Raw genomic sequence first — 11,726 nt, forward strand, 5'->3', positions numbered from 1 at the left:
GCCGTACATGGAGCGAGGAACTCAAGGCTCGATCAAAGTCGGCATCCCAAGACCGTTCAGGGGCGACGTCGCCTCATCGGTGGCACGCTTGGGACTGGTGGGGTCAAGGTCGATCCATAGCCAGAACACAGCGCCGACCCCACAGATGAGGCAAGCCACGGCAATCGAAGTCGGCCAGTTATAGTGCTTGCCAATCCAGGGAGTCAGTATCGGCGCGATCAGACCGCCAGCATTTCCCACCGTATTCAAGAACGCACCCGACAGCCCCCCGTTTCGCGGGTTGAGCAATGGAGCGGCAGTCCAGAAGATCCCCTCGACAAGCCCCAACGATCCGAGCGCGATCGAGAACAGCCAAACGACCTGGGATGGATCTTTGACACCGGCTCCCCACCACGCAAAGACCGCGCTCAAACTCATCCCGAACATGGCCATCAGACGAGAACCCCACCGGCGTCCCAGACGCTGACACAGGGCATCGGTGATCACTCCACCCATCGCCATTCCGCCGGCCATCGCAATCGTCACGGTAAATGTGGCCGAACGACTGGCGTTCTCGGGCAGATTCAACTCCTTCTCGAAATAGAAGGCGATCCAGTAGAAGAAGAGGTACTGAAAATAGCTGAGCGCGGCATAGCTGAGCGTCAGCAGGACCAGCATGCGATTGCGGAAGAGACCCAGGAAGTCATTCAGATCAAACTTGTTTCGCAAGCTGGGCGGAGCCTGGCCGCTGAGCAAGTTTTTCTCGGCCGAATTCGCCCAAGGATGGCTGCCTAAATCGTCCGTCGACAGGAAGTACCAGACGATGGCAAACACCATCATCACCGCACCACAAATGACGAAGGCAAGGGGCCAACCGACAAGATCCATCAGGCCACCGAACGCGGGAAACGTCAACGCGACCCCGATCAGCGCACCGGCTGTCACCAGCCCATTGGCCGTCGCCCGGCTGACAAGTGGCACCCATTGCGACACCGTGCGTGCCGCCGCGGGATGCAGTGGAACACTCAACCCGCCTGCTACCCCCCGAATCAAAATCAAAGGTATCCAGAAAATCGCGATGGATAGGCCCGTCCAACCGAGCGCGCCAGTCAATACGACACAAAAACCCAACCCGAGTCCCATGGCCGCCAATGCCACTCGCGGTCCGACTCGATCGATGAGCCATCCTCCGGGAAGCATGCACGACGTGTAGATCACCAGGAATGCCGTATACACCCAGCCCATTCGCTGAGTGCTGATTTCTCCCGATTTAATGAACTGCCCGCCCGCCACCGAGATGCTGAGCCGATTGAAGTGACCGAGGAATGTGAACCCCATCAGCATCGCCACGATCAGCCAACGAACATGAGTGCTAGACCGATTGGTCGTCGTTTCGGACATGGCCACCCTCTACACACTGGAATGAGTCTCGATTCCACGGCCAGACGTTGCCGACACGACAACAATTCCTCGGCCTCAGTCCCACACGATCATCCCCGTCCTGATGCGATTTCCCGACTTGATCGAATTCTCCCCGCCGCAACATCACGGGATTATTATCGTACGGCGATCCAGGACGTTCCGCGACACTCCCATTCTGCCCGTTCATTCCCACTGCGGGGAACCGTATTCGTTCCGACTGGAATCGAAAGGCAATCCCTACTTCAATTGATTGTTGGGCACCGACCAGCGAACTCGTCCGACCCAGACCGAGCCATCGGCTCCTCGGGGATGCGGTTGCGTGCCCACCAGGAATTCTGCGTCTGTCACCCAAGACTCACGTGAGGTAATCGCCGCTGCACCGAAATTCCCCAGCATGACACCTCGTTCAGGCAACAATGCTTGCTCAGTTCGTCGAAGGACCTGAAGATTCTGTGGATCAACCTGGGCTACGAAGATGGGAGCCCGATTTCGCGCGATGTGATCGTTGTTCGCGCCTCGTCGCGTGTAGCTCAGGAACAGTCCGTCACTGTGTGACAGCCAGTGCGCCTGTGTGTTGTAGCTGCCGAGATCCTTCCCATCGTCGAACGTCCATTTCTGAGGAGGAGCGAAATGCAGACCATCATCGCTGGTGGTGACATACGCCGCGGAATCGTTTCGTAGCGTGAGATAGTACTTTCCGTCGAAGAGCGCCAATGAAGGTTCGTACAAGCCACGGCCCTCGGACACCGTGTGTTCGCTGCCGGTCTCCAGAAGCTTCAACTCATTCCCGTCGAACGAGCAGTGCAGGACCGTCGTCGCGTACTGGCCCCCACCAGCCCGTTGAAAATAGGTCGGAATGAGCAACGTTCCGTCTGGCTTTTCTAACCATTGCACACAACCAGGTGCCACGAGAAAGAACTTGCTGTCGGTCTGAGGCATCTGGAGCATTTTCCAGGGTGACCACTTGTTTGTGCGAGGTTCAAACGTGGCATACGCACACTCATGTGACCGAGGCTGATCGACCAGTTGCGCTCCCTTGGAACTGTATCGAAGCTTGATTCCGATCAGCAGCAGCTTTCCGGTGTGCGCCAGCCAGCCGGGTGTCACATCACAGACGGCGATGGTTTCATTGTTGTCACCCGTCTTCCAGGCCAACTCCGGAATTACCGTCGGGCCAGTCCAGGTCTTTCCCTGATCATTGGTCCTCATGAAGTACAGACCTGAATAGTGGTCGTCAGCGGCCAGATGCTTCTGGATGGTCATGATCACCGCGGGATTTCCGTCCGCTCCCTGACCGGGAACGGCCGCGACACGGGGGTGAAACCAACAATAGGCGGGGCTGAGTTCCTGATACGCGGGTGAGAAGCTCGCTTGGAACGGGATTGTCACCGGACCGGCCAGCATCAGCAGCGATTGAGCGGCCCGGATGCGGGCATCCGCGAACCCGTCGTTGAGTAACTCTTTCAGCTTCGGTATGGCTCCGAGATCACGGGCATCACTGGCGAACGTCGCCGCATAAGTTCGAATCAGATTATCGCTGCTGGAAAGATTTCGTTCGAGGGCCTGCCGCCCCTCGTCGTCTCCCAGAATGGCGAGGGCATGCTCGAAGTTCGCACGGGGAACGACGTCAGTCACCCGCGACAACTGCGCCTTCAAACGTGCAATGTCAGAAGCATCACCGATTTGTCCCAGTATCCAGGCGGCAATCCCATAGTGCTTCGGATCGGAATGCCCCAACAGTTCGCGTACGGCCTGCAGGGCCGACGGATCGCCAGCACGCGCCAGTGCAGCGGCCGCCATCAACTTGAGCGTCAATTGATCGTTCTGGGCGAATGCCTGCTGCAGCGATTTCCTATCACCACACTCGAAGACTTTGAAGAGACTTTCAGCCGCATGGACATGTCCATGCGGATCGGGTGACGCCAGAATCTCGAGCATCACGGAGGCGGCGGAATGATCGCCGGCCCGCACAATCTCTCGGGCGATTCCGCATCGCTTTTGTGCATCGCGTTCGGTCGACAATTTCGGCTTCAGAAACTCGAGCACTTCCGCCGCATAGCCGCCAAGCGTCAACCCTTCCGCCGCGTGAATCGCCGGCCAGAACTCATCCCCCTTCAAGCCTTGCCGCAACACGTCAGCACATTTTTCGCGAGTCTGCGCATCGAGCGTCATCCGTGGGACCGGCTCCGCACCAGGCAGCACATCCACCGCGCCAATGAGGAATGTCATTCCGACGAGCATCAAAACGGCAGACTTCATCTTGGATTCCTGGGTCAGGGAACGAGCACAAAGTGGAGCTTCAAACCGGAATTGGCATGTCGATGAACGTGTTGCACGCAGGCCCGCGAACGGATCGCGATGTTCGCGAACACGTCAGGCCAGAGTAATTGGGCGACTGGCCATGATGGAATGGAAAGAGCGGGACACCGATCGTCCTCGTCAGGAAGGTTCGTTGCGAGGTCAGATCACCAGGCGGTCCACCCCCCATCCACCAGCAGATTCTGACCGGTCACATAGCTTCCAGCGTCGCTGACCAGCATCAGCAGCGGCCCCTTCAGTTCGTGCGGCACCCCCATGCGTCCCATGGGATTTTTTTGTTTCAGTCGTTCCACCATCGCCTGCGGCGCCTTCTCGGACGGAAACGGCCCGGGGCTGAGGCAGTTCACACGCACGTTGTCTTTCGCCCAATAGACGGCCAGGTGCCGTGTCATGTGCACAATCCCGCCCTTCAGAGCGTGATACTGTACCGGGCTGGCCACGCAGATCCCGTCGTAGGCATCGGGGTATGATCCAACCACGCCATACATCGAACCGATCATCACGATCGAGCCCGACGTTCCGCGACTGACAACATGGTCTCGCATCCGGCGCGCCAACAGGAAATAGCCCGTTGCGTTCTGCAGGTCTTTGTTGAACGCCTCGGCCGTCACATTCGTCAGATCGAGTGCGTGTCCCTGCTGCCCATTGTTGATCAGGATATCCACCTGGCCAGCCTCGGCCACGGCCGCATCGAATCCAGAATTCAGCGACGATTCTTCCATCTGATCGAGCACGACAGCACGATGCTTGGCTCCACCGCTCGACGGCAAGTGGTCCACCACCTGCTTGGCGCGGTCCAAGTCACGGCTACCCACCACCACCGTGGCGCCGGCTTCGGCAAGTGCTCGTGAAAGGGATTGTCCCAAGTATCCTGATCCCCCAGTGATCAGAGCGACTCGTCCCTTGAGACTGAACAGTTCCTGAATCGTCGGTTCACTCATCGGTCACCCTGCCAAGTTCATTGAGGTCAATTGCGGCAGCTGTTATTCGTCGCCGCGTCTACTGCGAAAGTTGCCGCTGCCCCTGTGCGACGATATCGACTCCGACTCGTTCGCTCCACGCCGCGAGCAGCCATCTGGTGATCGCGCCCACCTTTCCGTCGCCGACCGTCAGGCCGTTAAAGCGCGTCGCCGGCATGATGCAGTAGGGCGTACTCGTAAAGAACACTTCGTCGGCGGTATAGAAGTCATAGGGCTGCAGACGCGACTCGCGCACGGGAATCCCCAGTTGGACGGCCAACTCCAAGACTGTCTGTCGGCTGATTCCAGCCAAACAGTTTTCTGTCGTCGGCGTCTGCACCACACCATCGATGACGGCGAAGATGTTGCCGCCTTTATTCTCGGAGACGTACCCATCCTGATCCAGGATCACGACTTGTCCATCGGGATCGATCATGCGCGCTTCGGTGTCGGCCAGGGTGTAGAACAGGCGACTGCGGTTCTTCACCCGGGCATCAAGCGACTGGGCCGGGATCGCGCGACTGATCGACGTGACGGCATGGCAGCCTTCGGTGTAGTAGCGAGCCCAGCCTCGCAGATCCATGGGGCTGGTAAAGATCATGATGGTCGCGGGATTTGACTGTGAGGGGCTGGGGCCCGGCTTCATCAAGCCACGCGAGATATTGTGCACGATCCAGCAATCGTCATCTGGCCCCATCAATCCGCGATTCGCCTCAAGTGTCTCGAGCGTCGCCCGCGTCATCTCGGCGACGGTCAGCCCAGGATTGACGCGGCAAACTTTCAGCGACTTGTAAAGCCGAGTGATATGCTCGTCCAACCGGAACGGTAGGTGGCGAAACGTGCGCGTCGATTCGGTCAGACAGTCGCCGAGCATCACCGCGCTGTCAAAGATCGAAATCTTGGCTTCGGATTCGGGGACGAGTTTTCCCGTGAGATAGACGTGGCGTTCGGACGACGTGGTACTCATGAATCGAAGCAGTCTCCTCTCAATTCAACAGAACTTTGATGAACCGTGGCTATGCCGGGTGGAATCGTCGTACGCTCTCATCCTTCAGTCAGTTCGAGAATCACGCCAACCGATTCGCCTTCGCGGATGCGTGGGAATGTTCGTAGCACGATCACCAGACCACTTTCCGTCGCGGTGATCGGCACGGGCGAACCGCCGTCCAGCGGGAATACAAACCCAAGCGATTCACCGCGAGAGATCGGTTGCCCCAACGTGACGTGTGATTCAAAGTAGCCTGTTACCGGAGAAGGATTACAGACCTGCATATGCCCGGAATTGGGTCGGGGATTCTCGACCACATGCTCGACGAGATTGGCCGCCCGTGTCCGCTCGAGCATGCCCAGTTCGGCCATCACATTCAAACAACCGTTGAAGTAGGCATCAATTCCGACAGGATCGCAAACCGCCGAACCAAGATACTCGCAATAGATCGCGGGAACCTGCGCATCGCGTGCAACAGAGAGTGAACGTCCTTCAAGCTCGGAAGACGTTCCCCAAATGATCGGCAGATTGAACGCACGGGCCATCCGCCTTTGGTGCGCCAGGACGTGCGGGTTGGGATGCAGCATATATCCGGCGAGAGGCTGAACCGCCAATTCGGTTCCCCCGGTGTGTAAGTCGATATAAAAGTCAGCCTGACGAATCGCCGCACTCAGCCGCCATGCGGTTTGCTCGGTAATACTTCCCACTTCGCTGCCGGGACAGGTCCGAGCCAGATCCAGCCCATCCTCGGCACATCGATGTCCCCGCAAGAACGCGGCCTCGTTGACCACCGGAATCAATGTGACGCCACCCCGAGCCAGTGGCGGCGTTGCCTGATCTTGAAAGTACGAAATCAATCGACGAATCGCGAAAATCGGCTCGAACTCATCACCGTGTACCGCCCCCGTAATCAGCAGACGCGGTCCAGGCTCGGCCCCTGAGAATTCAAACTGTTTCAGCGGTGCGCTCATGACTTCGGTTCCGGTGGCTTCTTGGATTCCGGTGGTGCGATGATGGCCTCGGGCCCGCAATCTTTAAAACGGAAGCAACCGTCAACAGGTAGCACGGTTCCGGTGATGTAGTCGGCTTCATCTGACGACAGAAATGCTGCGGCATGACCGATGTCTTCCGGCAGTCCGAGCCGCCCCCAAGGCAACCGGGCCCCCTCTTGGGCCATCGTTTCGCTCGAAAAACTCAGATGTTCCCCGGGGGTATCGATCCAACCAGGTTCGATCGAATTCACATTGATGCGATAGGGTGCGAGTTCCACCGCAATCGATCGCATCATGTGATTGAGGCCCGCTTTGGCCGCACCGTAAGGCGCACACAAGCTGATGGGCATTTCGGCCTGAACGCTCGAGATAAAGACGATCTTCCCCCGACCACCACGAGCGACCATATGACGGGCCACCAGTTGGCTGAGGTGAAATCCACTGATCAGCGTCCCACTAATCGTTCTTTCAAACTCTTCGGGCGCATAGTCCAAAAAAGCGCCGCGACGACTATACGCCGGGTTACTGATGAGAATGTCGATTCGCCCCGTGGCTTCAATCGCCTGATGGACAAGCCACTCGCATCCAGCGCGTGAAAACACGTCGGCTTCGAACGCGTGGCAGGTATGTCCCATGCCCCGAATTTCTTCGACGGTCGCTTTCAGTTCGGTACTTCCGGGACGATCGTTGAGGACGAGATTCGCGCCCTGCTGCGCGAGCTGCAAAGCACAGCCTTTCCCGATACCTCGTCCTGCGCCGGTGACGAGTGCGAACTTGCCACGTAAATTAATCACGGCGAACCACCTTCTGTGCTGGCAAAGACAGCCGCACAGTCCTTCAACATTTTCATGATGGCCCCAAAGTCGCCGCCATGATTCAACAATTGACCACCCTGACTTTGTCGAAGCTTCAGTGCTTCGAGAGTTCCCGTGGGTGCGCCCCAGGCTTTTCCGTGCCGCTGACAGGCCGCCGCCACGATTTCGTAGGTCGAATCGAGCGTGATGTTGCCTGTACCGATTTTCAATCGCAACCCCATGTCGCCGGGGCCGACGAAGATCCCGTCGACGCCCGTGACCGCGGCAATCGCATCCACATTCTGAATCGCCTGTGGAGTCTCAATCTGGACGACCAAGAAGGTCTCTTGATTGGCGTGCTTGACGAAGGCGTCGGTATCCCCCAGATAGTAGTCTGCGTCCAAACCGGCCCCATCCAGTCCACGGTCGCCAATCGGAGGATACTTGACGGCATCAACAAGTTGCTTGGCTCGCTCGGCCGTATTCACGTGCGGAATCATCAGCCCGGCCGCACCATCTTCTAGGTAACGATAGAGCCCGGTCTTTTCGATCGTCGCCGGACGAACCATGATGTCAATGTCATGTAGATGCGATTGGACGAGCAATGCCTGCACGTCGCGGTCCGAGAAACTACGATGCTCAAGATCCAGCCAGATACAGTCAAATCCACTCTTTGCAGCATGGGCAACATAGAATGGCATGTAGTGGCCGAGGCAACACATGCGAACGGTCTTGCCACTGCGAATCCGCGCGAGCGTCTTACTTTTTCTCATAACGTTGAACAGCCCTGAAAAGGATTCTCGCCGTCGTCTTAACTACCAGCGTGAGAGTACCTGTCAAAGACGTCGGCACATCAAAAGGTCTCGGACAAAATGACCATTTCGCGTCAGAAAGGGAAGTGAACGCAGCACGTCCCTTCAAACCGCGCAAGCGACGTCCGAGCAGAACGCGTGCGGCGCGTCCCTGACCACATCTGCCATCGCGATGTACGACAGGCAAGTTTAGACGAAGCGGATGCATCCGCTTCAGACTCACTTCGTCATTGATGAATGAAGTTCGGGCGATCAATCCACCCATGCGTCAACACGCGGTCGCGCCGGGGAAACATCCAGACGACATCAACAAGATCTCTGCGAAGCTCGCCCGCCGCGTGGACTTCAGGACACGGTCACTTTGCGGCCTCAATCGGCTGCTGTTCGCAAATGACCCTGAAGCCGAAGAAATACGCTTTTCCCGAGGTGGCATTGCTACGACGAAAACCGGCGCGACAACGAGCGGCATCGGTTCCCCAACTCCCGCCCAACACAACGCGATCTGCCCCTTGTTCGGGCCCCTTCGGATCAACCTTGGGAGAGGTCTGATAGTAAAACCGGCCGTACCAGTCACCGACCATCTCCGCGACGTTCCCGTGCATATCGTAAAGACCAAATGCGTTCGGGGCGTAACTGCCAACCTGTGTGGTGCGTGCGAGAAACGGCCCACGCGACGCCCCACCATAAGGAAAATTCCCGTTGATGTTGGCATCTTTCGAACCGAGTGCGGCACCGAATTGGAAGGGAGCGCTGTTCCCCGCACGGCAGGCGTACTGCCATTCAGCTTCCGTCGGCAGGCGATACCTTCGATGCGCCGCGATTTCTTCGGGCAGTTCGGACAGCTTCTTACAATAGTCGTCAGCCTCGATCCACGAAACTTGTTCGACGGGAAATCGATCGGTGGTCAATCCAGCGACCTTCTTCGCACCGGGACCGTCCGCGGAGAAGTAACTTGGGTTCGCGCCGATCACCTTCTGGTACTCGCCTTGAGTCACCTCATAGACGCCCATCAAAAAGGGGCGGCTGATCTCGACTTCGTGAACCGGGCGCTCATCGACGCGAGAGCCCGCTTCGGTTTCGGGCGACCCCATTTGGAATGTCCCGGCGGGAACCGCGACAAACTTCATGCCAATCGAGTTAGTGACGACATGCGGCGTCGCCACACACTTCGGTTCGTCTGCCCGCAAGACAGCCCCAGCGTTCAGCACGAACACAGTCAATGCGGCAATCGTCAGTCCGCTGGCTTGACGTCCGCCCACGGAATCTGGGCGCGACTTTCCCGGCGACATCAGCAGCATGCTTGGCAAGCTCCGTAGAATCATAATCGCTAGTTCCACATCTCGCGGACCGTCGATGGTCACACAACGAACCCATCCAGAATCAACACAGACCAATGACTCACGGCGACTTAATAGTGGAGAGGGAACACGTGCAAGAACGAGGAGAGATTTCATAAGGAAGCGATCCCCAATCCGAGATCTTCACGTCCTCGTATCAGCAATCAAGACCTTGGACTCACCCACCCGTCGAAAGTACCGCAATAAAACAAGGCGGCGGCGCGACGCAGTTTTTTCAATGGTCACGCTGCCGCGATCCGCTGATCAGGGCTACTAGTTGTCGATCATCTTCTTTCTGGCGGGCTTCGTCTGTTTTTGAGTAATCGTAAAGTCGCCTGTATAACCCGCGGCGGGTACATCAACCTTATCACTCCACTGCCATTTATCGTCTTCGCCGGCCTTCTCTTTCGCGATCACGACAACAGCGCTGGGGCCTGGATTAGGACCATCAGCCGCTTTGACTGTGTAGGTCCCATCAACGATGGCACCGCTACCCGAATTTCCAGTTTCATTGTTCACGAAACTGATCGACCCCGCAGCGACAGGCTTGCCATCAATCGTAATTTTGCCCGAAGCGCTCACTCGGGGCTTCGCAACGACCTTTGAGTTCCCACCACCGCCGCCGCAACCAATGGCGATCATCGACACACAACAAACCGAGACCGAAATGCGAATCATCGATCGATACTTCGCCACAGAATCAAGCATTTGCGAACCTCACCTAATTAATTTCAAAACGAACCGATCATGGCCGAACCCGTGCGACACAAGCGTCAGGCCACAGTTTTCAATGAGAATCCACGGCCGCAGTGAGAACTGCGGCCGTGGATTTTGGAGAAGACAAGAGCGCTTGCCGTCTGCTTTTCTTAGAATTCGCCGATCGGATTACCGTCGCGAGCACTACCCAACTTCTGTTGAGTCAACAGGTCGGCATTTTCTGACAGGAAGCGGACAGCGCCGTCTGCCATCAACAAGTGCCCACCACCTTCGTGCCAGCTACTGTAACCAACCTGCATCATGCTGTGGCCGTTCGCTGAACCTTCACGGTTCCGCGCTTGGACCCACGTGAAATCGTCCAGTGGACGGTTCATGCCGCAGACGATTGCCGTCGTATTGAACTGAACTGGCAAGGATCCACTGACGCGCGTCGACGAAGCCCAGGTCCAGTAAGCGGTGCTGTAGTTCTGCGTCAAACCGACGTACATCGTTTCACCGGCGAGAACTTGATTCGAGGTACCGTCCTTGATCGACGCCACACTCTTGGCCGAGTTCAAGTGAATCGGGCCGTTATTGAACTGAGGACGGAAGTTGTAGTTCAAGACATCCGAGGTGCCAGCAACCAGCACCGAAGATGGCGATGAATTGTAGCAAGGCATCATCGGATTGTTCGAGAACGGTTGATTGTCCGTCGAGGCGTTCTGCGGCATCGTACCGTCGATCGCAGCAGCCCCTGTCACAGGGTCAGTCTTCCAGGCAGGACCGCCACCGCCCGAACAGGCGTTGTAGCAATTGATGTACTTGTCCGAGTTCACTTTGGGATTCGATGGACAGCGATAGACGACCGGGCTGTTCCCCAACTGAAGTAGATAGTTCGCGGAGCCGGCCGGGGTCTGGTAATCGTTGCGACCGAAGAATGGAGCGGTCATGACGAACTGGTTGAACAGATTTGCCTGATCCATGAACGGAAGAATCAACACCGTCCAGGGAGCACGCGAGAAAACTCCGCTGTTGCCATTCGTACCGCAAGGAGCACAGGTGTTGCCACCGGTGTTGGCATCCGCCGCACCGTCATACGACATCGATGGTGGGAACAACAGAAAGGCGTCGTGATAGTTGTGGAATGCCAAGCCAATCTGCTTCAGATTGTTCTTACATTGTGTTCGACGAGCCGCTTCGCGGGCTTGCTGAACGGCGGGAAGCAAGAGCGCAATCAGGACCGCGATAATCGCGATCACAACTAACAATTCAATCAGCGTGAACCCGAGTCTTCGACGAGGCGACTTCATCATTTCTCCCTTTTTGGATAAAGAAAAAATACAACCAACGCAACCAAATCAGTTTCAGATGGAATAAAACACCCGAGCCTGAAAAACACTCGCGGAAACGGAACCGAAGAGAATTCAC

General features: G+C 57.1%; 10 protein-coding genes. All 10 read right to left on the minus strand.

The window, feature by feature from the left end:
• Window positions 1-21: 21 nt before the first annotated feature.
• The 10 genes from OSO_RS0116440 to OSO_RS0116490 all read right to left on the minus strand — a co-directional run bounded on the left by OSO_RS0116440 (window position 22) and on the right by OSO_RS0116490 (window position 11,608).
• On the minus strand, window positions 22-1,380 hold the full coding sequence (locus OSO_RS0116440) for an MFS transporter (RefSeq protein WP_010584328.1): 1,359 nt from the start codon (window positions 1,378-1,380) through the stop codon (window positions 22-24).
• 258 nt (window positions 1,381-1,638) lie between these two features.
• Complete coding sequence (locus OSO_RS49920) at window positions 1,639-3,660, minus strand: HEAT repeat domain-containing protein (RefSeq protein WP_010584329.1); 2,022 nt, start codon at window positions 3,658-3,660, stop codon at window positions 1,639-1,641.
• 206 nt (window positions 3,661-3,866) lie between these two features.
• Entirely contained in the window at window positions 3,867-4,661 is a 795-nt protein-coding gene (locus tag OSO_RS0116455; RefSeq protein ID WP_010584331.1) for an SDR family oxidoreductase, read from the minus strand.
• 58 nt (window positions 4,662-4,719) lie between these two features.
• Window positions 4,720-5,646 (minus strand): aminotransferase class IV, encoded by a 927-nt coding sequence (locus OSO_RS0116460; protein WP_010584332.1) that lies wholly within the window; start codon window positions 5,644-5,646, stop codon window positions 4,720-4,722.
• Between the two features lie 77 nt (window positions 5,647-5,723).
• Window positions 5,724-6,638: a succinylglutamate desuccinylase/aspartoacylase family protein gene (locus OSO_RS0116465; protein ID WP_010584333.1), complete on the minus strand. Its 915-nt coding sequence runs from the start codon at window positions 6,636-6,638 to the stop codon at window positions 5,724-5,726.
• Entirely contained in the window at window positions 6,635-7,453 is an 819-nt protein-coding gene (locus OSO_RS0116470) for an SDR family NAD(P)-dependent oxidoreductase (protein WP_010584334.1), read from the minus strand. Before OSO_RS0116470 ends, OSO_RS0116465 begins: the two co-directional genes overlap by 4 nt.
• Window positions 7,450-8,226 carry an HpcH/HpaI aldolase family protein gene (locus tag OSO_RS0116475; protein WP_010584335.1) on the minus strand — a complete coding sequence of 259 codons (777 nt, stop codon included), beginning with the start codon at window positions 8,224-8,226 and terminating at the stop codon, window positions 7,450-7,452. The genes OSO_RS0116470 and OSO_RS0116475 overlap by 4 nt, the downstream gene beginning before the upstream one ends.
• Window positions 8,227-8,621: 395 nt before the next feature.
• The gene (locus tag OSO_RS43815) at window positions 8,622-9,587 is read right to left on the minus strand and encodes a formylglycine-generating enzyme family protein (RefSeq protein ID WP_157605218.1); all 966 of its coding nucleotides are present in this window, start codon (window positions 9,585-9,587) and stop codon (window positions 8,622-8,624) included.
• 288 nt (window positions 9,588-9,875) lie between these two features.
• Window positions 9,876-10,310 (minus strand): hypothetical protein, encoded by a 435-nt coding sequence (locus OSO_RS48110; protein WP_010584337.1) that lies wholly within the window; start codon window positions 10,308-10,310, stop codon window positions 9,876-9,878.
• 158 nt (window positions 10,311-10,468) lie between these two features.
• A complete protein-coding gene (locus tag OSO_RS0116490) occupies window positions 10,469-11,608 on the minus strand; it encodes a DUF1559 family PulG-like putative transporter (protein WP_449329009.1) in 1,140 nt (379 codons plus the stop codon).
• Window positions 11,609-11,726 lie beyond the last annotated feature (118 nt).

The organism is Schlesneria paludicola DSM 18645, assembly GCF_000255655.1.
Lineage (GTDB): Bacteria > Planctomycetota > Planctomycetia > Planctomycetales > Planctomycetaceae > Schlesneria > Schlesneria paludicola.

What these genes read in the sequence shown, in the direction of transcription:
- OSO_RS49920 (WP_010584329.1), bottom strand. Translation starts at nt 3,660, where the DNA reads ATGAAGTCTGCCGTTTTGATGCTCGTCGGAATGACATTCCTCATTGGC.
- OSO_RS0116460 (WP_010584332.1), bottom strand. Translation starts at nt 5,646, where the DNA reads ATGAGTACCACGTCGTCCGAACGCCACGTCTATCTCACGGGAAAACTC.
- OSO_RS48110 (WP_010584337.1), bottom strand. Translation starts at nt 10,310, where the DNA reads ATGCTTGATTCTGTGGCGAAGTATCGATCGATGATTCGCATTTCGGTC.
- OSO_RS43815 (WP_157605218.1), bottom strand. Translation starts at nt 9,587, where the DNA reads ATGATTCTACGGAGCTTGCCAAGCATGCTGCTGATGTCGCCGGGAAAG.
- OSO_RS0116475 (WP_010584335.1), bottom strand. Translation starts at nt 8,226, where the DNA reads ATGAGAAAAAGTAAGACGCTCGCGCGGATTCGCAGTGGCAAGACCGTT.
- OSO_RS0116455 (WP_010584331.1), bottom strand. Translation starts at nt 4,661, where the DNA reads ATGAGTGAACCGACGATTCAGGAACTGTTCAGTCTCAAGGGACGAGTC.
- OSO_RS0116440 (WP_010584328.1), bottom strand. Translation starts at nt 1,380, where the DNA reads ATGTCCGAAACGACGACCAATCGGTCTAGCACTCATGTTCGTTGGCTG.
- OSO_RS0116490 (WP_449329009.1), bottom strand. Translation starts at nt 11,608, where the DNA reads ATGAAGTCGCCTCGTCGAAGACTCGGGTTCACGCTGATTGAATTGTTA.
- OSO_RS0116465 (WP_010584333.1), bottom strand. Translation starts at nt 6,638, where the DNA reads ATGAGCGCACCGCTGAAACAGTTTGAATTCTCAGGGGCCGAGCCTGGA.